The sequence below is a fragment of the Actinomadura gamaensis genome (genome assembly GCF_042652125.1).
Taxonomy (GTDB): Bacteria; Actinomycetota; Actinomycetes; order Streptosporangiales; family Streptosporangiaceae; genus Spirillospora; species Spirillospora gamaensis.
Window position 1 is genome coordinate 538,752 of record NZ_JBHSIT010000001.1, and the last position, 19,831, is coordinate 558,582.

A 19,831-nucleotide genomic window follows, 5' to 3' on the forward strand; every position below is an offset into this window, starting at 1 on the left:
GAAGGTCGGACGGCAACGGAGCCGCCTGGCGATCCGGGAGAGGACACCCACGATGAGCACGACCCTGGACTTCGAGATCACGCGGAACGAGAACCCCGTCTCGGCGGAGGACCGCGCGGCCATCCTGGCCGATCCCGGATGGGGCCGGTACTTCACGGACCACATGATCACGATCCGCTACCACAAGGACCGGGGCTGGCACGACGCCAAGCTCCAGCCGTACGGCCCGATCGCGCTCGACCCGGCCTCCCAGGTGCTGCACTACGCGCAGGAGCTGTTCGAGGGCCTGAAGGCCTACCGGCAGGCGGACGGCTCCATCGTCACCTTCCGCCCCTACGCCAACGCCGCCCGGATGAACGCCTCCGCGCAGCGGATGGCGATGCCGGAGATCCCGGAGCAGCTGTTCGTCGAGGCCCTGGAACTGCTCGTCGCGACCGACCGCGACTGGGTCCCCACCAGCGAGGGCCACAGCCTCTACCTGCGCCCGTTCATGTTCGCCACCACCCGCCTGCTCGGCGTCAACCAGCCGGCGGACGAGTACCTGTTCATGATCATCGCGTCCCCGTCGGGGAACTACTACGCGCGCGGCATCAAGCCGGTCACCGTCTGGCTGTCGCAGGACTACACCCGCGCCGCCCCCGGCGGCACCGGCGCGGCGAAGACCGGAGGCAACTACGCCGCGTCCTTCGCCGGGCAGGCCCAGGCCGTCGCGCACGGCTGCGACCAGGTCGTCTGGCTGGACGCCGTGGAGCACCGCTGGGTCGAGGAGGTCGGCTCGATGAACCTGATGTTCGTCTACGGCGCCGGCCCGCAGCCGCGCATCCTCACCCCGGCGCTCACCGGCACGCTGCTGCCGGGCATCACCCGCGACTCGATGCTGAAGCTCGCGCCCGACCTCGGCATCCAGGTCGAGGAGGGCAAGATCGACATCGACGAGTGGCAGCGGGGCTGCGAGTCCGGCGAGCTGACCGAGGTCTTCGGCTGCGGCACCGCCGCGATCATCAGCCCGGTCGGCGCGGTGAAGGGCACCGACCGCGAGTGGAAGATCGGCGACGGCGAGCCCGGCGAGATCTCCATGCGGCTGCGCGAGGAGCTCATCGGCATCCAGTTCGGCCACCGCCCGGACCGCTACGGCTGGGTCCACAAGATCGCCTGACCTCCGTCCCGGGACACCTGTCACCTTTCCCCGGGACGCCTGACCTCCGTCCACAGGGACGCCTGGCATGCGTCCCCGTGACGCCTGAGAGCCGTCGCCGTGACGCCTGAGGCTCGTCCCCGTGAGGGCCGGGCCAGGCCGTTTCCCGGGGCCCGATGCTCGTCCGCCGGCTGCCGTTTCACCGTGTCGCCCCGATTTCGTCTCGACACGTGAGACGGCAGTTGGTGTTTTTGAGACGGCTGTGGCATGATCGGGGCATCATGCGCCACAGCCTCGTGATTATTGGCTGGCGCGCCGGCAACTGACGGAACACCGCCGGCGCGCAGACCTCTCACGCCCGTGAGGGGTCTTTTCGTTTTCCGGCGCGGTCCCGCCCACCCTCGAAGGGCTGATCCCACATGCAGGGCGACGCATTCCACGTGTACGACACCACGCTGCGTGACGGCTCGCAGCAGGAGGGCCTCAACCTCTCCGTGACCGACAAGCTCGCCGTGGCGCGTCACCTCGACGCGCTCGGCGTGGGCTTCATCGAGGGCGGCTGGCCGGGCGCCAACCCCAAGGACACCGAGTTCTTCCGCCGTGCTCGGACCGAGCTCGAACTGAAGAACGCGCAGCTCACCGCGTTCGGCGCGACCCGCCGGGCCGGTGTGAAGGCCGCCGACGACCCTCAGGTGGCCGCCCTGCGCGACTCGGGTGCGTCCGTCGTGACGCTCGTGGCGAAGAGCCACGACCGGCACGTCGAGCTGGCCCTCCGCACGACCCTGGAGGAGAACCTCGCGATGATCCGCGACACGGTCTCCCACCTGCGTGCGGAGGGCCGACGCGTCTTCCTGGACGCCGAGCACTTCTTCGACGGCTACAAGGCCAACCGCGCCTACGCGCTGGAGGTCGTCCGGACCGCGGCCGAGGCCGGGGCCGATGTCGTCGCGCTCTGCGACACCAACGGCGGCATGCTGCCGGACGAGCTGGCCGACGTCGTCCACGACGTGGTCTCGGCCGGCGCGCGCGTCGGCATCCACTGCCACGACGACTCGGGCTGCGCGGTCGCCAACTCGCTCGCCGCCGTCCGGGCGGGCGCGACGCACGTGCAGGGCTGCGCCAACGGCTACGGCGAGCGCAGCGGCAACGCCAACCTGTTCACGCTCGTCGGGAACCTCCAGCTCAAGCGCGGGATGCGGCTCGTCAGCGACGAGCAGCTCGCGCAGATGACCCGGATCGCGCACGCCGTCTCCGAGGTCACCAACGTCGCGCCGACCTCGCAGCAGCCCTACGTCGGGCTGTCGGCGTTCGCGCACAAGGCGGGCCTGCACGCGTCCGCGATCAAGGTCGATCCGGACCTCTACCAGCACATCGACCCCGCCGCCGTCGGCAACGACATGCGGATGCTCGTCTCCAGCATGGCCGGACGCGCGTCGGTCGAGCTCAAGGGCCGCGAGCTCGGCTACGACCTGTCCGGCGAGCGCGCCGCCGCCGTCGTCTCGCGGGTGAAGGACCTGGAGTCCACCGGCCACACGTTCGAGGCCGCCGACGCGTCGTTCGAGCTGCTGCTGCGCGAGGAGCTGACCGGCGTCCGGCCGCGCCACTTCGACGTCGAGTCGTGGCGGACGATCGTGGAGCGCCGCCCGGACGGCTCGATGGTCTCCGAGGCCACCGTGAAGATCCACGCGAAGGGCGAGCGGATCATCGCCACCGGCGAAGGCAACGGCCCCGTCAACGCGCTCGACAACGCGCTGCGGCTCGCCCTCGGCCAGCTCTACCCCGAGCTCGCCCGGATGGAGCTGACCGACTACAAGGTCCGCATCCTGGAGGGGACGCACGGCACCGACGCCCGCACCCGCGTCCTCATCGAGTCCAGCGACGGCGAGCGCGAGTGGGGCACCGTCGGCGTCGAGGACAACGTCATCGCCGCGTCCTGGCAGGCGCTGGAGGAGGCCGTCACCTACTGCCTGCTCCACGCCGGCCACGAGCCGACCGCGTGAGATCACCCGCACCGGGGAATCTTCGCCGCCGCCGGGTAATTGACCGGGCATGAGCAGAAACGTCACCGACGACCGCGACCAGAGCCGCTACGAGATCACCGTGGACGGCGCCCTCGCCGGATTCGCCGAGTACCGGCTGCGCGGGGACGGCGGGACCGTCGTCTTCACGCACACCGAGGTCTTCCCGGACTACGAGGGGCAGGGCGTCGGCGGCGCGCTCGCCCGCGGCGCGCTGGACGACGTCCGGTCCGCCGGCCGGACGGTCGTCCCGCAGTGCCCGTTCATCAAGTCCTGGATCGACAAGCACCCCGACTACCAGGATGTTCTCGCCTGACCTGCGATAATGACTCGTCGTGTTCATGTGAACACGGAGAAAAGCCGTTGAACATGGCCAAACAGGTGGCAGAACGCTGTCCGGACGGCCACCATGAGTTACCCGTGATCGCGCGCCGCGAACGACCGGCGCGCGTTCGCGTCCCCACGCACGCGACCCCACGCACCCGACCCCCGGAGCATCCATGCCCGTCCGAACCCGGCCTTCCGCACTGGCGCGGACCGTCCAGGACGAGACGTTCGCCGGCGTCGCCCTCGGCCTGGGCGAGACCTTCGAACGCGACGGCGACCTGGAGCAGGCCGCCGCCTGGTTCCGGTGCGCCGCCGAGGCCGGGAGCCCCGACGCCGCGCTCCGGCTCGGCGACGTCCTCGGCCGCCTCGCCGACGAGCGCCGCGCGGGCGACTCCGCCGAGAACCTCCTCGCCGAGGCCACCCGCTGGCTCAGCGGCGCCCCGGACACCACCAGCCCGGACGCGATCGGCCTGATCACCGACCTGCTCAACCGGCACCAGCGCCGCGCCGCCCGCCGCGCCACCGAGGAGTAACACCGCCTCCGCCACTGCGGTCGAGCCGCGGCGGTGCCGCGCGTCCGGCGGGATGATCGTCGCGCCGGGGCGAACCGGATCGCCCCGACGACCGTCCGATCCAGTGAACCGAAGCGCTGGAGAGGTGGCCAGGTGAGCGGCGACACCCCGGGATACGTCCCCCCGGACCACACGAACACCGCGGAATTCGCGATCCCGCCACGGGAACCCGCCGGACCCGCCCCGGAAGACACCGTCCTCGACGTCCCCCAGGCGGCCGACCCGCCGCCCCCGGCGACCACGCCCGACGACGCCCCGGCATCCGACGCCACGCCCGCGACCGACGATGTGCCTCCGGCCGACGATGTGCCTGCGGGCGAGGGCGTGCCTGCGAGGGCGGACGAGACGATCACCGATCTTCCGATGACGGAGGTCACCGCCACCGACCTCCCGGACGCGGACGTCACGGTGTGGGACTCCGACACGATTCCCGACGACGCCGTGGTGGACGACGTCCCGGCGACGTCCCCCGACGAGTCCGATCTCGCGTCCGCGACGGTCACCGACATCCCGGTCGGTGGGCGACCGCGCCCCGACGAACTCCCCGACGATCCGGCCGCGACGCCCTTCGGTCCGGTCGAACGTCCTCAGCCCACGCAGGTGGAAGCCGCGCCTACCCAAGTGGAGGGCATCCCGGTGCAAGGGGAGGCCGCGCCCACGCAGGTCGAAGGCGTGCCCATGCAGGCGGAAGCCCCGCCTCCGCACGTGGAGGGCGCGCCGGGGCGGTCGGAGACCGAGCCTGCGGGCTTGGACCCGGCGGGCGGGCAGGCGTGGACGGCTCGGTTCGGTGCGGAGGCTGCGGGGACTGCGGGGGCTGTGGGCGCCGCTGCGGCGCCCGGGGAGAACGTCGCTCAGGCTCGTCCTGAGGCGGTGTCGTCGCAGCAGGGGGCGTCGTCGCCGGACGCTCCGACGCCCGCAGTGGGACAACCGAGCGTTCCGGCCGCCATGGCGATGGGCGGCGGCGGAGGAGCGGCCGCTAACACGAGCCCTGCCGGGGGCGTGTCGCCGCGTCCGAACGGACGGAACCGGCGGCCCCTGGTCATCCTGGCGATCGCGCTGGGGGTGCTCGTTGTGCTGGCGGGAGCCGCAGCGGCGTTCTTCGTCGGCGGCTCGTCCGGGAAGTCGCACAAGGGGACGGCGGCCACGGCGGTGCCCGCGCCTTCGGGCACCGGGAGCGGGACCGGGTCGCCCTCCGCGTCGCCCCCGGGCTCGGCCTCGCCCGGCGGGGCCTCGCCCACCGGCGAGCCGTCGGGAGAGCCATCCGGAGAGCCGTCCGACGAGCCGTCCGGGATGCCTTCGGCGGCGCCCGGCGGGACGCCCGGTGCGGTGCCGCCCGGGGGCGCGAGCCCGCAGCCCACGGCGTCCGGGCCGGTGGTCCGGGGCAACGGGATCAGCTACCAGGTCGTCCAGCAGGACCAGGGCTACTTCGAGGGCCAGTTCGTCGTCACCAACGGCGGGAGCGCGCCGCTGACCGGATGGAAGATCACCTTCGACACGCCGCGCGCGGACGTGCACGCGATCTGGGGCGCGGAGCTCGTGCACGGCGGCACGCACGTGGAGATCGACGGGACGGTCGCGATCCCGCCCGGCGGCACCTGGACGGTCCGGTTCGGCGCGACGGGACAGCCCGCGCAGCCGCAGGGGTGCCTGCTGTCCGGGCGGCCGTGCGGCTTCTGAGTCCGCGCGCCGATTAGGCTGCTCGACATGCGAATCGCGAGGTTCTCCACCGGTGAAGGCATGTCCTTCGGGGTGGTCGAAGAGAACACCATCGCCGCCATCGCGGCGCACCCGTTCGGCGAGCTGTCCTTCACCGGGCAGCGCTTCCCGCTGGCCGACGTGCGGCTGCTCGCGCCGATCCTGCCCAGCAAGGTCATCGCGATCGGCAAGAACTACGCCGAGCACGCCCGCGAGATGGGCGGGGAGCCGCCCGCCGAACCGGTGATCTTCAGCAAGCCGTCCACGGCGGTGATCGGCTCCGGCGAGGCGGTCGCCTACCCGGAGAAGCTGTCGGAGCGGGTCGACTACGAGGGCGAGCTCGCCGTCGTCATCGGGCGGCTGTGCCGGGAGGTCCCGGCGTCCCGGGCGCGCGACGTCATCCTCGGCTACACCTGCGCCAACGACGTCACGGCCCGCGACCTCCAGAAGCGGGACGGGCAGTGGACCCGGGCCAAGGGCTTCGACACCTTCTGCCCGCTCGGACCGTGGATCGAGACCGAGCTCGACCCGTCCGACCTCGCGATCACCACCCGGCTGAACGGGGAGGTGAAGCAGCAGGCGCGCACCTCCGAGCTGACGCACGGCATCCCGGAGCTGATCGAGTACGTGACGCAGGTCATGACGCTGCTGCCCGGCGACGTGATCCTCACCGGCACCCCGGCGGGCGTCGGGCCGATGGAGATCGGCGACGAGGTCGGCGTCGAGATCGAGGGCATCGGCACCCTCACCAACCGCGTGGTCGCGCGCGACTGACCGCGCCCGCGCCCGGCGCTCCGCCGCCCGCGCCCGGCGTTCCGCCGCGTCCGGACGGCTCAGGCTGTCGTACGGCGTCCCTAGGCTCTGTCCAGGGGCGCCGTACGCGTTTCACAGGGAGGGACCGATGGGCTTCGAAGGCTTCGGCGAGGAGGCGTTCGCCTTCTACGAGGGGCTGCTCGCCGACAACAGCCGCGACTACTGGACGGCGAACAAGGAGCGTTACGAGCGGCACGTCCGGCGGCCGATGCTCGCCCTGCTGGACGAGCTGGAGCCGGAGTTCGGCGACACCAAGCTGTTCCGGCCGTACCGGGACGTCCGCTTCAGCAAGGACAAGACGCCCTACAAGGACCACCAGGGCGCGCTGGCCCTCGACGGCGGCCTCTACGTCGAGATCGACGCCGACGGCATGCTCGTCGCGGGCGGCATGTACTCGATGGACGGCGAGCGGCTGAAGCGCTACCGCGCGGCCGTCCACGCGCCCGCCTCGGGCAAGGCCCTCGAAGCGCTGCTGGCCGACCTGGAGAAGGCGGGCATGGAGATCGCTGGGGCGACGCTCAAGACCCGTCCGCGCGGCTTCGACGCCGACCATCCGCGCATCGGGCTGCTGCGGCACCGGGGGCTCTACGCGCGCCAGGGCTGGCCCTCGGACCCGTGGATGGCCACCGGCGAGGTCGTCGACCGCGTGCGGGACGCCTGGCGGCGGCTGCGCCCGCTCGGCGAATGGGCCGAGGAGCACGTCGGCCCGCCCGATTTCGGACGCTGACGACGCCGGTACCGGAAGGCGTTCCGGACGGTCGATTCCGGGCGGCGCCGCGGCGGCCGGAAGGCGCTGGTCGGGTGCCTCCGCTATTCGTTTTGGCACTCGTCCTGCAGTCCTGTATTCTCTTCGAGGCGCGAGCGGAACGGAAGGCCCGGAAGGGCCAAAGGGAAGCTCACGGCACTGGGGTATGGTGTAATCGGCAGCACGACTGATTCTGGTTCAGTTAGTCTAGGTTCGAGTCCTGGTACCCCAGCTGATCCCGATCTCGCGGAAGCGGAGATCGGTGTCGCGCAGGCCCCCGTCGTCTAGTGGCCTAGGACGCCGCCCTCTCAAGGCGGTAACGGCGGTTCGAATCCGCTCGGGGGTACGCAACTCAGCAGGTGAAAGCCCTGATCGCCGCGTGCGCGGTCGGGGCTTCGATCTTGTCGGGACGCGGCGGCCGGAACAAACCGGTCGGCGGCCCGCGCGAGATCCGCTAAGCTGGGCGAGGCCGAGCGGGAGACCGCGAAGGCCGCAGGCAAGATCAGGCCCCCGTCGTCTAGTGGCCTAGGACGCCGCCCTCTCAAGGCGGTAACGGCGGTTCGAATCCGCTCGGGGGTACGCGCGAAGTACGAGGCCCCGGTCATCACGACCGGGGCCTCGCGCATTTTCCGCATTGATCGCCACCCGCCCATTTCCATTAACGATCAAGCGCCGCGCCCGCACCCCGCGCCGCGCCCGCACCCCGCGCCGCGCCCGCACCCCGCGCCGCGCCCGCACCCCGCGCCGCGCCCTCGCCCCGCGCCCTCGCCCCGTGCGCCCGCGCCGCCCTCGTGCCGCGCCCCCGCCCTGCGTCCTGCGCCGGGCGCTCGCGCTGGGCAGCCGCGGGTGGTTGGGGTCAGAGCCAGCCGGTGCGTTCGGTCGAGGCGTGGGCGCGGAGGGCGGCGAGGGCCTGGTCCGCCGTGAGCGGCGTGACGCGGCGCGGGCCGGACGGGGTCGCGAGCCCGCCGTCCGCGTCGACCGCGCAGGTGCGGCCGTGCGGCCACACGCCGAACATGATCCCGACGGGCCGGTTGGCCGGGCCGCGCCGGACCAGCGGGAGCACGACGTCGTCGTCCCGGCCGGGCGTGGAGATCCAGTAGGTGGTCGGCATGCCGCGTCCGCGCGTCGGGCTGAGGTCCGGGTTCGCCTGCTCGGCGTCGCTGAGGAGCATCTCCAGTTCCAGGTGCTCGATGGCGTCCTCCAGCAGCTCGCAGACGTGCAGTTCGGGCGCGAGCGCCGAGCGCAGCGGCTCGTCGAACGCGTCGCCGAAGAGCCGGTCGAGCTCCGCCCGGGAGAGGACGACCTTGGCGCGCGGGCCGTCCCGGGTGACCAGCTCGGTGATCACGGCCCGGACGAACCCGTCCGCGCCGTCCCCGACCAGCCCCACCCCGGACGGGCGGGCCAGTTCGGCGGCCACCCGCACCGCCGGGACGGTCGGCCCCGTGTGCGCCGTCGTGGCGAACGTCGCGGACGGCGGCTCGCTGACAGCATCGTGGGGGACGTACCGCGCCCCGGGACGGCGCGAAGGACGGATCACCGCGCCCAGCACCGGCCTGACCCGCCGGTGCAGCAGGAAGGCCGCGCACATGGCCAGGATGGCGAGCAGGGTGGGCAGGAGACCGAACGAGCCCGTCCGCCCACTGCCCCGGACGGTCTCAGCGGCGCCGGACGGCCGCACAGCGCTCGACGGCACGCCCGCCGGAATCCCGCCGGGCACCGCAGCGCTGCCGAGAACGTCGCCAACCACCCCATAACGCTGTCGAGGACGGCCCAGAGGACGCGCGCTCGCCTTCTGATGCGGCGGTGTCGCGCGTCGGCGCGCCTCGGCGCGGTGCGGGCGGCGCGCCGGCCGCCCCTGCCGCGGGTCTCGCAGGGAGCTGCGCAGCGTGCGGCCGAAACCGTCGCGTCCGTGGAGGAGTTCTCGTCCGAGCTCGCGGCAGAGGGGCGTCTGCCCGAAGATCGCAGCCGCCGCCCCCTTGAGGCCCGGGCAATCGGTGCCCCCGCCGGCGTGTCCCGCCCTCGACGCGGAAACCGAGACCGCGCGTGCCGCGGACGCCGATGCGGGCGCTGGTGACAGCATCAGCACCGCTCCGGCCGCCAGTGCCGTGACAGATCCCCTCACAGGCGGTCACCTCCCCCCGGACGACCTGCTGAGCACGATGAAAGCAGCCGGGGGCCGGGGCGTCCCGCAGGCCGCCCGGCGGGTCGCGATCCGTGATGATCTCGATACTCACCGCCACTGTTTATGTGTCCTTGCTGACGGACGGCGGCCGGGTCAACTAAAGTCGTTGCCTGAGCGAAGGGGATGGTGCATGGAGACGACCGGGACCGAGACCGACGCCGAGACCGGGCGGGACGGCAAGCCGCCGACGCCGGGCGCGATGCTGGCCGACAAGGTCGAGTGGCTGATCCAGAACATGTGGCCGGCCGACGCGCCCGCGCCGCGCAACAACGTCGAGACCGCGAGCGCGATCGCGCACGCGACGGGGGAGGACATCTCGTCCACGACGGTCTGGAAGCTGCGCACCGGCCGCCAGGACAACCCGCAGCTGCGCACCCTCACCGCGCTGGCCACCTTCTTCGGCGTCCCGATCGGCTACTTCGGCTTCGCGTCCGAGGCCGGCCCGATCGACGACGACCTGACCTTCAAGGCGCTGCGCCGCGAGGTCGAGGAGGGCGTGGTCCGCACCGACGTGCTGCGCGCCCTGGTCGACCTGTCGCCGCAGTCCCGCTGGCTGGTGGACGAGATGATCCTCGCCGCCGCCCGCGCGGACGCCGAGCGGGCCGCCGCCGGCCGCCGCGCCGCCGCGCCGTCCGGCGAGGCGGAGGAGCCCGCCTGACCCGCGGCCCCCGCGAGAGTCCCGGTCCCGCGTGGCCTGTGCTCCCCGAGCGAGCCTCGGTCCCCGCGGGACCGGCGGTCTCGGCACGGGTGCCGGTTCCCGCGTGAGCTTCAGTTGAGGACGGCGTGGACCCGGGCGAGGTGGCGGGCGGCCTGGAGGCAGGCGACGCGGTCGGCCGGGTCCAGCGTCCGCGAGGTGGCGCTGACGAGGGCCTCGGTGAGCTGGAGGGAGAACCGGCTGAGCGCGTCCACGGTCTCCCGGACGCCGCCGCTCCGCTTCGGGCAGCCGGTCTCGGGGGAGCGGACGGACGGCGCGGCGGACAGCGCCCACCACGCCTGGGTGGCCTCGGCGAGGGCGGCGGCCAGGCCGGGGCGGACGGGCCCGCGGGACGGGTCGGTCAGCGCGGTGGCGGCCCGTTCGACCAGTTCGAGGCCGTCGATGGCGGCGGCGAGCAGGCTCGGCAGGGAGTCGGCCGCGCCGAGGCGTCCGGCGGCGTAGGCGATGTGGTCGTGCATGGGAACCCCCGTTGGCCGAATCTGACGTGTACTCGTTCCGTTACTTTGAGTTGCCAGCGGGTTTAGTGTGGGGCTCCGGCGGGGCGATGGTCAATCATTGTTGCCGCGTGTCGGCGGCGAATGATCAAAGTAGTCCGCGCTCGGCGGCCAGATCGAGCGCGGCGGCGGACGCCGGAGCCAGCAGAGCGCGGTCCTCGGGGCCGACGAAGCGGAACTCGTCCACCTCGCCCGTCGCGGCCATCTCGCCGCTGTGCCCGGCGGTGAAGCAGGCCATCCGGACGTGCGAGTGGCGCGGCTGGTCGTGCGCCGGGGCCCGGACGACGCCCAGCTCCCGGAAGGTCGCCGCGTCGAGGGCCAGCCCCAGCTCCTCGCGGACCTCCCGCGCGATCGCCGACCAGTCGTCCTCGCCGGGCTCGCGCTTGCCGCCGGGAAGGTAGAGCAGGCCCCGGCCGCGCGACCGGACGGTCAGCATCCGCCCGTCCGCGACGTGCACCCAGGCCACGACGTCGAGATCCATACGGGGATTCTCCCAGCCCCGCCGCCCCGCCCGGCACCGCCCAGCCCCGCCGCCCCCCCCGACGCCGCCCAGCCCCGCCGCCCCGCCCGACGCCGCCCGGCATCGGACGGGCGTGACGGAGGCGCCGATCAGGCGAGGACGCGCTGGACGTCAGAGGCGCCGCGAGGCGAGGACGCGCTGGAGGAACTCGCGGGTGCGCGGCTCCCGCGGCTCGGTGAAGATCTGCTCGGCCGGGCCGCGCTCCAGCAGGACGCCGTCGCTCAGGAAGCAGACCGTGTCGGCGATGTCGCGCGCGAACCCCATCTCGTGGGTCGCGAGGATCATCGTCATGCCCTGGTCCTTGAGCTCCCGGATGATGCCCATGACCTCGGTGACCAGCTCGGGGTCGAGCGCGGAGGTCACCTCGTCCAGCAGGAGCAGGCTCGGGTCGCAGGCCATCGCCCGGATGATCGCGACGCGCTGCTGCTGGCCTCCGGACAGCCGGTCCGGGTACTCCGCCGCCTTGCCGGCCAGCCCGAACCGCTCCAGCAGCTCGCGCGCCCGCTGCTCGGCCTCGCGCCGGCCGCGCTTGTGCACCCGGACGGGCGCGAGGGTGATGTTGTCCAGCACCGACATGTGCGGGAAGAGGTTGTACGACTGGAAGACCATGCCGATCCTCTTGCGGACCTCGTCCTGGTCGGTGCCGGGCGCGGTGATCTCGGTCCCGTCGAGGGTGATCGCGCCGTCGTCCACGTCCTCCAGCAGGTTCACGCAGCGCAGCAGCGTGGACTTGCCGGACCCGGACGCCCCGATCAGGCACACGACCTCGTGCGGGGCGACGTCCAGGTCCACGCCGCGCAGCACCGGGTGCGCGCGGTAGGTCTTCCAGAGGCCCTCGACCTCCAGCAGCGGACGGCTCATCACTTGCCTCCGGGGGCGCGGCGGCGCTCGGCGCGGGCCGCGAGGTGGTCGGTGAACCGGGCCATCGGCACCGTCAGCGCGATGAACAGCACCGCGGCCGCGAGGTAGGGCGTGTAGTTGAAGGTGTCGGCCGAGTGGATCTGCGCCTGCCGCAGCGCCTCGACGACGCCGAGCGTCCCGACGAGCGCGGTGTCCTTCTGGAGGGACGCGAAGTCGTTCAGCAGCGGCGGGACGACCCGGCGCACCGCCTGCGGCAGCACGACGAACCGCAGCGCCTGCGCCTGGGACAGCCCGAGCGACCGCGCGGCGGCGCGCTGGCTCGGGTGGATCGAGTCGATCCCGGCCCGGAACACCTCGGCGACGTACGCGCCGTAGGACAGGACGAGCGCCCCGCCGCCGAGCACGGCCGCGTCGGTCGGCACGCCCTGGAGCCCGAGCGCGGGCAGCCCGAAACCGATCATGAACACGAGCAGGATCGTCGGGATGCCGCGGAACACGTCGGTGTAGAGGACCGCGAGCGCCCGCAGCGGGAAGAACAGCGGGTTGCGCAGCCCGCGCGCGAGCGCGACCAGCAGGCCGAGGACGAGGATCACCGGCTCGGCGAGCAGGAAGATCCGGACGTTCATCCAGAAGCCGCTCAGCACGTCCGGGAAGGCGGCCTTGAACTCGCCCCAGTCGAAGAACTTGTCCTGAACGCTCGGCCAGCCGGGCGAGGCGACGACGCCGCCGGCCACGACCGCCAGGAAGACGATCGTGGACGCGGCGGCGATCGAGCCGTTGCGGATGCCGGCCCGGCGGCGGGCGCGCTCGCGGGCGAGCTGCCGCTCGCTCTTCGCCCAGGTCTCGGGGGTGGCGGTCACCGGTCCGTCCCTACTTGAGGATCGGCGCGCCCGCCGCCGAGGTCAGCCACTGCTGCTGGAGCTTGGCGAGGTCCCCGGACGACTTGAGCCGCCCGATGGCCTGGTTGAGGCAGCCGACGAGCGGGTTGCCCTGCTGGAGCAGCAGGCCGAAGTGCTCGCCGCCGCCCGAGCTCTGCGGCAGCTGCCCGGCGATCTTCGAGCCGTCCACCTGGGCGGCGGTGACGTAGAACGCGGTCGGCAGGTCCACGACGAGGGCGTCGACCTGCTTGTTCTTCAGCGCGTTCACCGCGTCGATCTGGTTGCTGAAGACCTTCGGCTGCCCGCTCGGCCTGATCTGGTCGCGGACGGCCGCGAGCGACGTGGTGCCGACCTGCACGGCGATCCTGGCGTCCTTGAGCTGCGCGATCTGCGTGGCGTTCGCGAACCTGCCGTCCTTCAGGGTCACGACGGCCTGCTGGACGTCGTAGTACCCGTCGGAGAACGTCACGGCCTTCTCGCGCGCCGGGGTCACCGAGATCTGGTTGACGTCGAAGTCGAACTTCTTCGGGCCGGGCGCGTAGGACGAGTCGAACGACTCGGTCACCCACTTCACCTCGTTCTTGGCGAAGCCGAGCTTCTCCGCGACGGCGTAGGCGACGGCGCTCTCGTAGCCCTGCCCGTTGGTCGGGTCGTCCTTCTTGAACCAGGGCTCGAAGGCGGGCTTGTCGGTGGCGACCGTGAGCTGCCCGGGCTTGACGAGCTTGAGCTTGTCCTTGGTGCAGGACGCGGCGGACGCCGGGGTCTTGCCCGCGGACGAGCCGCTCTCCTTCTGCGGCGCGCACGCGGTCGCGGCGACGGTGAGCGCGGCCAGCCCGGCGAGGGCGGCCAGCAGGGGACGACGGGCCAAGACGTGCCTCCAGCGATGCGACGGAGCGGTGCGAGGGTTGCGGCGGGAGCGGCGGGAGCGGCGGGAGCGGCGAGGGGCGGACGTTGGGTTCCGGGTTCGGGCCGGGCGAGGCGGGGGCCGGGCCGGGCCGGGTCAGGCTCGGGTGATCGTCAGGGGCATGCCGTCGGCGAGACCGTACCGCTCGGCCGCCGATCCCTGGTTGACGGCGAGGCCGAGCCGTCCGGACGAGTCGACCCAGACCAGGGACTCGCCGACGGCGACCTTGCCGAAGGTCTCCTCGAACGGCGCGCGCGCCTCGCCGCCGTCCCAGGTCAGCGCCAGTTCCGTGCCGAACGGCAGGTCGCCGAACGCGGCCCGCAGCTCGGCGGGCCCGGCGCCGAGGACGAGGCTGCCGAACTGGTCGGTGTAGAGGACCGACGCGGTGAGCGAGCCGTCCGCGACGACCGGGGCGGGCAGGTCGAGGGGGAGCGGCGCGTCCGCGGCGGAGCCCAGCTCGGCGATCGGGACGCCCGCGAGGAGGTGGCCGGCGGCGGGCGCGAAGATGTCCCGGCCGTGGAAGGTGGTGGAGACCGACGGCTGCCTGTAGGCGGGGTTCTCCAGGTAGTGCGCGGCGGTCACGCCGCCGAGCGCCTCGGCCGCCGGGACGAGCAGCCCGTTGTCGGGGCCGACCAGCACGTCGCCGCGTCCGGTCGCGACCGCCACCGGACGGCGCGGGGTGCCGACGCCCGGGTCGACGATCCCGACGTGCACGCCGACCGGCAGGTAGGGCAGCGCCTGCCGGAGCAGCATCGCGCCCTCGACGATCCGGTACGGGGTGACCTCGTCGCTCAGCACCAGCACGTTGGCGTGCGGCGCGATGGCGTACATGACCCCGGCGCACGTTCCGCTGTAGGCGGCGCCGAAGTCGGTGGTGAGGCTGGCGAACGGACGGTTCTCGGACACGTGCGTACCTATCGGAAGCTGCGGGGATCACGGAAAGTGATGCCTGAGCGTACCAAGTCGCCCCATAATCCACACAATCGCGGTGGGGTATCGGCGCGCGCGTGCGGATCGCTCGCGCGCGGCCGTAAGCTGCGGCGGTGCGCGCCGATGCCCTCGATCCCGTGCTGCTGCGGACGTTCGCGTCCGTGGCCGAGCTGGGTTCGTTCACCGCCGCCGCGACCGCGCTCGGTTACACGCAGTCGGCGGTCTCGCGGCAGATCCGGACGCTGGAGGAGGCGTGCGGCGTCGAGCTGTTCGCGCGCGGCGCGCGGGGCGTCCGGCCGACTCCGGCGGGGGAGCACCTGCTGCCGCACGCGCGTGCGCTGCTGGAGCGTTACGCCGACACCGCGCGCGCCCTGGAGAGCCTGCGCCGGGTGGACGCGGGGACGCTCCGGCTCGGCGCGTTCTCCACGGCGAACGCCGTGCTCGTCCCGCGCGCGCTCACCCGGTTCGGTGCGCGGCATCCGGGTGTGGACATCCGGCTGCGCGAGGGGCTGACCGAAGTGCTGCTGCCCGCGCTGGACGCCGGGGAACTCGACCTCGCCCTGGTCAGCACGCACAAGCAGGGCGGGCTCGCGCCCGCCGACCTCGTGGCGCTCGGCGACGACCCGCTGCTGGTCGCGCTGCCGGAGGGCCACCGGCTGGCGCGCCGCCGGACCGTCCCGCTGGCCGGGCTCGCGGACGAGAACTGGATCGTCGCCGACGACGCGGCGGCCGTCGCCGCCCTGCACGCCCGCTGCGCGCCTGCCGGGTTCGTCCCGAGGACGCCGCTCCGCGTCGCCGAGTGGACGTCCAAGCTGGGCCTGGTCGCGGCGGGGTTCGGGGTGACGCTCGTGCCCGCGCTGGCGGTCGGGGGCGTCCGCGAGGACGTGGTCCTGAGACCCCTGTCCGTCGCGGACGCCCGGACCGAGCCCCGGCGGACGGTCTACGCGGCGGTCGCCCGGCACGCCCGCCGCGCCCCCGCCGTCACCGCGTTCCTGGACGACCTGCGCGCCGTGGCCGCCGACCTGCTCCGTCCGGCCGGGACGCCCCCGCCCCGCTAGGAGGCGGGCGGCGCGGCGACGACCTCGACCTCCAGCAGGGCGTCCGGGTGGAACAGCTTGGACACCTCGACGGTCGTGCTGGTCGGCGGGTCCTTCGGGAAGTAGCGGTTGCGGACCTCGCCGTACTCGCGGACGCGGGACAGGTCGGTGACGAACGTCCGGACGTTGACCACGTCCGCGAACGTCGCGCCGTGCGCGGCGAGCAGCCGCTCGATGAGCGACATGACCACCTCGGACTGCCGGGTCATGTCGCCCGGACGGTCGATCTCGCCGTCGTCGCCGAACGCGACCTGCCCGGACAGGAACAGCAGCGGCCCGGCCGTCACGTGCGCGACGTGCGAGTAGAAGCCGTTGGTCGCCGGGACGGTGGACGGATTGTCGATGGCGACGCGCATCAGAGGGACTCCTCGGAGGGAACGAGAACGGTGATGTCGGAGCCGCCGAGGCCGCGCTCGACGGCGGCGGCGGTGTGCGCACGGGCCGCGGCGAACACCCCCGCAGCGAGGGCGCTCGCGTCCGCGCCGGAGGCGGTTGCGGAAACGGTCGTGTCCGCGGCGAGGGCGGTCGTGTCCGCGGCGAGGACGTCGAGGACGAGGCCGAGGTCCTTGTCGGCGAGCCCGACGGTGAAGGTGACGGGCGCGTCCGGGCGGCGGGTGCGGACGCGCTCCGCCTGCGGAAGCGTGCGGGAGAGCAGTTCGAGGGCGGTCTCGCGGTCGATCCCGAGCCGCGCGGCCAGCCGCACCCCCTCGGCGACCGCGCCGAACGCGGCGACCAGCCCGCCGTTGACGACGAGCTTCGCCGCCGCGCCGCGGCCGGACGGCCCGATGTGCCGGACGGTCCCGAGGACGCCGAGCACCTTCGCGGCGCGGTCGAGGTCCTCCTCCGAGCCGCCCGCGACGATGACCAGCTCCCCGGCCTCGGCCTGCGGCACGCTGCCGAGCACCGGCGCGTCGACCAGCGCGACGCCCTCGGGCAGCCGTTCGCGCAGGTCGCGCACGGCGTCCGGCCCGATCGTGGACATCTCGACGACCAGCGTGCCGGGCTCGACGCCCGCGCCGGGCAGCACGCCGAGCACGGCCGCGGCGTCGGTGAACATGCTGATCACGAGCTCCCGCCCGGCGACGGCCTCGGCGGGCGTCGCGGCGGCGGTCGCGCCGCGCTCCACGAGCGGGGCGGCGCGTTCGGGGGTGCGGTTCCAGACGGTCAGTTCGTGGCCGGCGGCGAGAAGGCGGCCGGCCATGGTGGCGCCCATGCGCCCTAGTCCGAGAAAGGCGATACGTGTCATAACGCGGACGACGCTAGGCGGCCACGAGCCATTCCACCAGCGAAGATCTGACATGCCAGCCATGCGAGACGAGCATGGCTAAGCCATCGGCGCGCTCAGGTCAGCCCAGCCCTACCCGACTCGGGTCAGCTCAGCGCGAAGGCGATGCCCATCACCCCGAGCAGGACGGTCACGCTCGCCAGCAGCAGGACGGACGCCGGGTCCGCCACCGGCTCACCCGCCCGCAGCCGCCGTCCGCGCCGGTTGCGCCGCCACCGCGTCCGGCGGACGTGCAGCGCCGCCAGCCCGAAGACCGCGACGGCCGCCAGCGCCGCGCCCAGCTCGTTCGGCGCGAGCCGGATGCACAGCAGGCCGGCGAGCATGAACGACACGGTGGTCCGCGTCCAGGCGAGCGAGGTGCGCTCGGGTTGCGCCCCCGGATCCCAGATGCCGCGCGGATCCGCCGGTTCCCCGCTCCCGTGCGGGGCGGCGTCCGTGCCGACGTCCGTGGCGGCCCCCGTGGCGGCCCCCGTGGCGGCCTCCGGGGCGGCGTCCGGGGTGGCGTCCGGGGCGGTCATCGGGTGAACAGCAGCGCCAGCAGGACGACGACCGCCGCCGCGGCGAGCCCGTAGGACATCAGGGGCGCGAGGACGGGCGGCGGGAGCGTCTCGTCCCGGCGCAGCGCCCGTTCGGTGCGCAGCCAGCGCCGGAACGCCAGCGCCGCGACCAGCGCGCCGACCGCCGCGAACGCCGCCGCGAGGCCGTGGTGGAGCGGTCCGGCGAGCAGGTGCCCGCTGAGCGCGAGGCCGACGCCGCCCGCGATGAGGGCGAGCGAGGTGCGGATCCAGGCCAGGAAGGTGCGCTCGTTGGCGAGCGAGAACCGGGGGTCCGGATCGCGGCCCTCGGCGAGCAGCCGTTCGGTCCAGCGCGCGCGCCGGTCCCGGGAGTCCTGGACGCTCATCGGCCGCTCACTTCGCTTTCTTGCGTTACGGAGGAATTCTCATATTACGGCCCGAAAACAGTGGGGAATTCCGACCCGATAAGCGGGGAAAGTCGAGAAAGCGCGGAAACGGCGCGGGCCGCGGCCGTCCGGACGTCCCGGAGGCCACGGCCCGCGCCGCCGCTTGAGGACGAGGTCAGCGCCCCGACGCGGACGTTCCGGACGAGACGGCGGCGGCCGGCCGCTCGTCCTCGGACCGGTCGTTGCCCATCGTCAGGAAGATGAGCACGCCGCCGATGTAGGTGCACAGCCGCACCGCGTCGGGAATGCCATTCCAGGTCTCGTTCATCCACATGCCGAACCATTCACCGGCCACGGCCTGGAAGCCGAAGAACCACAGGAACAGCCCGAGCGTGCAGCCCGCCACGCCCCACCGCTTGGCGCGGCGGAACTCGGCGTCGCCCGCGGTGAGGCGGCGCGCCTGCTGCCAGGCGGAGGCCAGGCAGGTGACCATGATCGCGGTCTCGGTGAGGATGACGCCGACGTAGGCGGCGTGGTGGAACCAGGTCCACTCGACGGCGCGGTAGTTGATGTTGCTCACCGCGTGCAGCGCGGGTTTCTGCGCGTCCATCGAGAACACGTGCGAGACGAAGCGGAAGTTCGTCCAGTAGTCGGTGACGTTGCCGAACACCACGAACAGCGCGAAGCCGCCGACGGTGAAGGTCAGCAGCGCCTTGCTGGCCCGGATGAACCACGTGGTGCCGAACGGCCGGACCTGCGGCGGGGACGCCGGGTGGGGCACCCGCCGGGTTGTCTGCTGGGACATGTCGCGTCCTTGGAACTCGCGGGACAGGGGAGTGGGATCCCCTCCGCGGAGCGCAAGAACCACCACCCGGGGATCCGTGGCGCCCGACCTTGCGTACGGATCCCCGGCGGGAGTCCGTGACGGGCGCGGTCCACTGGCTCCGCCGCTGGACGCGGCGTCGCGGGCCCCGTAAGCCTGAGGTGTGACCTGCGCGACCCATGATACGCGGTCAGGACGGTCCGGAGGCGAAGCGCCGCGCTGAGGCGTCCTCCTGGGCCAGCCGGTGCAGCGCGGTGAGGACCTGCTCGTAGATCACCGTCGAGGCGAGCATCGCGTGGACGGTCAGCGTGCGCGGGGTGTCGAGCGCGACCCGGCTGATCTCGTGCTCGGCCACCGAGGTGGCGGCGGTGACGTAGGGCCGCAGGTCGGTGAGGGTGACCGGGAAGCCGAGGCGGCGCAGGGCGACGAAGGTCTGGGCGAGCAGGGCGCGGGCGGGCGCGCGGTCGCCGACGCGCCAGCCGAGTTCGCGGACGAGCATGTCCACGTCCTCGCGCGCGGCCCGCCAGTGCGGGTCGTTCGGCGGCACGATGTGCGGGCCGAGCGCGTACTGGGTGGTGCCGAACAGCTCGTGCAGGCCGACCGACTCGTCCTCCATCGAGGCGACGATCTTCTTGATGGACGCCACCGGCAGGTCGCCGACCTCGCGCAGCGCGCGGATCAGCCGCAGCCGCTCCAGGTGGCGGTGGTCGTACTCGGCGCGGGTGACCGTGGTCGAGGTGCCCTTCGGCAGCAGGCCCTCGCGGATGTAGAACTTGATCGTCTGAACGGTCAGCCCGCTGCGGTCGCTGAGTTCGGAGATCTGCACCCGTCCACGCCCCTCGCCTGATGCCTGCCGCGTCTGGATATCGCCACTATCCAGCAGGAGGGGCATTGAATACCGGCACTATCCAACAAGCCGCCATGCCGTCCCGGCGG

At 73.1% G+C, this 19,831-nt stretch carries 22 protein-coding genes and 3 tRNA genes; 12 read left to right on the forward strand and 13 right to left on the reverse strand.

The window, feature by feature from the left end:
- The first annotated feature begins 52 nt into the window (after positions 1 to 52).
- The 10 genes from ACFPCY_RS02470 to ACFPCY_RS02515 all read left to right on the forward strand — a co-directional run bounded on the left by ACFPCY_RS02470 (position 53) and on the right by ACFPCY_RS02515 (position 7,884).
- A complete protein-coding gene (locus tag ACFPCY_RS02470; protein ID WP_378251889.1) occupies positions 53 to 1,156 on the forward strand; it encodes a branched-chain amino acid aminotransferase in 1,104 nt (367 codons plus the stop codon).
- Between the two features lie 398 nt (positions 1,157 to 1,554).
- Positions 1,555 to 3,135, forward strand: coding sequence for a citramalate synthase (gene cimA / locus ACFPCY_RS02475; protein WP_378251890.1), 1,581 nt, complete (start codon positions 1,555 to 1,557; stop codon positions 3,133 to 3,135).
- Positions 3,136 to 3,184: 49 nt separating this feature from the next.
- Positions 3,185 to 3,469 carry a GNAT family N-acetyltransferase gene (locus tag ACFPCY_RS02480; protein WP_378251891.1) on the forward strand — a complete coding sequence of 95 codons (285 nt, stop codon included), beginning with the start codon at positions 3,185 to 3,187 and terminating at the stop codon, positions 3,467 to 3,469.
- 184 nt (positions 3,470 to 3,653) lie between these two features.
- Positions 3,654 to 4,013: a hypothetical protein gene (locus ACFPCY_RS02485; RefSeq protein WP_378251892.1), complete on the forward strand. Its 360-nt coding sequence runs from the start codon at positions 3,654 to 3,656 to the stop codon at positions 4,011 to 4,013.
- A 132-nt stretch (positions 4,014 to 4,145) separates the two neighbouring features.
- Positions 4,146 to 5,729: a cellulose binding domain-containing protein gene (locus ACFPCY_RS02490; protein ID WP_378251893.1), complete on the forward strand. Its 1,584-nt coding sequence runs from the start codon at positions 4,146 to 4,148 to the stop codon at positions 5,727 to 5,729.
- A 27-nt stretch (positions 5,730 to 5,756) separates the two neighbouring features.
- On the forward strand, positions 5,757 to 6,521 hold the full coding sequence (locus tag ACFPCY_RS02495; RefSeq protein WP_378251894.1) for a fumarylacetoacetate hydrolase family protein: 765 nt from the start codon (positions 5,757 to 5,759) through the stop codon (positions 6,519 to 6,521).
- A 127-nt stretch (positions 6,522 to 6,648) separates the two neighbouring features.
- The gene (locus ACFPCY_RS02500; protein ID WP_378251895.1) at positions 6,649 to 7,287 is read left to right on the forward strand and encodes a DUF2461 domain-containing protein; all 639 of its coding nucleotides are present in this window, start codon (positions 6,649 to 6,651) and stop codon (positions 7,285 to 7,287) included.
- Positions 7,288 to 7,465: 178 nt separating this feature from the next.
- A tRNA-Gln gene (locus tag ACFPCY_RS02505) sits at positions 7,466 to 7,537 on the forward strand.
- Positions 7,538 to 7,578: 41 nt separating this feature from the next.
- A tRNA-Glu gene (locus ACFPCY_RS02510) sits at positions 7,579 to 7,651 on the forward strand.
- A 160-nt stretch (positions 7,652 to 7,811) separates the two neighbouring features.
- A tRNA-Glu gene (locus ACFPCY_RS02515) sits at positions 7,812 to 7,884 on the forward strand.
- A 277-nt stretch (positions 7,885 to 8,161) separates the two neighbouring features.
- Here ACFPCY_RS02515 and ACFPCY_RS02520 read toward each other — a convergent pair.
- The gene (locus ACFPCY_RS02520; RefSeq protein WP_378251896.1) at positions 8,162 to 9,052 is read right to left on the reverse strand and encodes a hypothetical protein; all 891 of its coding nucleotides are present in this window, start codon (positions 9,050 to 9,052) and stop codon (positions 8,162 to 8,164) included.
- Positions 9,053 to 9,617: 565 nt separating this feature from the next.
- On the opposite strand from ACFPCY_RS02520, the gene ACFPCY_RS02525 reads away from it, so the two are divergent.
- The gene (locus ACFPCY_RS02525) at positions 9,618 to 10,145 is read left to right on the forward strand and encodes a hypothetical protein (RefSeq protein ID WP_378251897.1); all 528 of its coding nucleotides are present in this window, start codon (positions 9,618 to 9,620) and stop codon (positions 10,143 to 10,145) included.
- A 110-nt stretch (positions 10,146 to 10,255) separates the two neighbouring features.
- Here ACFPCY_RS02525 and ACFPCY_RS02530 read toward each other — a convergent pair whose 3' ends face one another.
- The 6 genes from ACFPCY_RS02530 to ACFPCY_RS02555 form a co-directional block, all read right to left on the reverse strand.
- Positions 10,256 to 10,660, reverse strand: coding sequence for a hypothetical protein (locus ACFPCY_RS02530; RefSeq protein WP_378251898.1), 405 nt, complete (start codon positions 10,658 to 10,660; stop codon positions 10,256 to 10,258).
- A 124-nt stretch (positions 10,661 to 10,784) separates the two neighbouring features.
- Positions 10,785 to 11,177 carry an NUDIX hydrolase gene (locus ACFPCY_RS02535; protein WP_378251899.1) on the reverse strand — a complete coding sequence of 131 codons (393 nt, stop codon included), beginning with the start codon at positions 11,175 to 11,177 and terminating at the stop codon, positions 10,785 to 10,787.
- Positions 11,178 to 11,327: 150 nt separating this feature from the next.
- On the reverse strand, positions 11,328 to 12,077 hold the full coding sequence (locus ACFPCY_RS02540) for an amino acid ABC transporter ATP-binding protein (RefSeq protein ID WP_378251900.1): 750 nt from the start codon (positions 12,075 to 12,077) through the stop codon (positions 11,328 to 11,330).
- Complete coding sequence (locus ACFPCY_RS02545; protein WP_378251901.1) at positions 12,077 to 12,937, reverse strand: amino acid ABC transporter permease; 861 nt, start codon at positions 12,935 to 12,937, stop codon at positions 12,077 to 12,079. The genes ACFPCY_RS02540 and ACFPCY_RS02545 overlap by 1 nt, the downstream gene beginning before the upstream one ends.
- Before the next feature lie 10 nt (positions 12,938 to 12,947).
- Positions 12,948 to 13,823, reverse strand: a complete 876-nt coding sequence (locus ACFPCY_RS02550; RefSeq protein ID WP_378251902.1) for an ABC transporter substrate-binding protein — start codon at positions 13,821 to 13,823, stop codon at positions 12,948 to 12,950.
- Between the two features lie 132 nt (positions 13,824 to 13,955).
- Entirely contained in the window at positions 13,956 to 14,765 is an 810-nt protein-coding gene (locus tag ACFPCY_RS02555) for an SAM hydrolase/SAM-dependent halogenase family protein (protein ID WP_378251903.1), read from the reverse strand.
- Positions 14,766 to 14,902: 137 nt separating this feature from the next.
- Between ACFPCY_RS02555 and ACFPCY_RS02560 the strand changes: the two genes are divergently transcribed.
- Complete coding sequence (locus tag ACFPCY_RS02560; protein ID WP_378251904.1) at positions 14,903 to 15,847, forward strand: LysR family transcriptional regulator; 945 nt, start codon at positions 14,903 to 14,905, stop codon at positions 15,845 to 15,847.
- Here ACFPCY_RS02560 and ACFPCY_RS02565 read toward each other — a convergent pair.
- The 6 genes from ACFPCY_RS02565 to ACFPCY_RS02590 all read right to left on the reverse strand — a co-directional run bounded on the left by ACFPCY_RS02565 (position 15,844) and on the right by ACFPCY_RS02590 (position 19,721).
- The gene (locus ACFPCY_RS02565) at positions 15,844 to 16,242 is read right to left on the reverse strand and encodes a RidA family protein (protein WP_378251905.1); all 399 of its coding nucleotides are present in this window, start codon (positions 16,240 to 16,242) and stop codon (positions 15,844 to 15,846) included. The two genes, ACFPCY_RS02560 and ACFPCY_RS02565, sit on opposite strands and share 4 nt — an antisense overlap.
- Positions 16,242 to 17,099: an NAD(P)-dependent oxidoreductase gene (locus ACFPCY_RS02570; RefSeq protein WP_378251906.1), complete on the reverse strand. Its 858-nt coding sequence runs from the start codon at positions 17,097 to 17,099 to the stop codon at positions 16,242 to 16,244. The genes ACFPCY_RS02565 and ACFPCY_RS02570 overlap by 1 nt, the downstream gene beginning before the upstream one ends.
- Before the next feature lie 158 nt (positions 17,100 to 17,257).
- On the reverse strand, positions 17,258 to 17,689 hold the full coding sequence (locus ACFPCY_RS02575; RefSeq protein WP_378251907.1) for a DUF202 domain-containing protein: 432 nt from the start codon (positions 17,687 to 17,689) through the stop codon (positions 17,258 to 17,260).
- Positions 17,686 to 18,072: a YidH family protein gene (locus ACFPCY_RS02580; protein WP_378251908.1), complete on the reverse strand. Its 387-nt coding sequence runs from the start codon at positions 18,070 to 18,072 to the stop codon at positions 17,686 to 17,688. The genes ACFPCY_RS02575 and ACFPCY_RS02580 overlap by 4 nt, the downstream gene beginning before the upstream one ends.
- A gap of 175 nt (positions 18,073 to 18,247) precedes the next feature.
- The gene (locus ACFPCY_RS02585; RefSeq protein WP_378251909.1) at positions 18,248 to 18,877 is read right to left on the reverse strand and encodes a DUF2165 family protein; all 630 of its coding nucleotides are present in this window, start codon (positions 18,875 to 18,877) and stop codon (positions 18,248 to 18,250) included.
- 208 nt (positions 18,878 to 19,085) lie between these two features.
- Positions 19,086 to 19,721 carry a MerR family transcriptional regulator gene (locus ACFPCY_RS02590; RefSeq protein WP_378251910.1) on the reverse strand — a complete coding sequence of 212 codons (636 nt, stop codon included), beginning with the start codon at positions 19,719 to 19,721 and terminating at the stop codon, positions 19,086 to 19,088.
- Positions 19,722 to 19,831 lie beyond the last annotated feature (110 nt).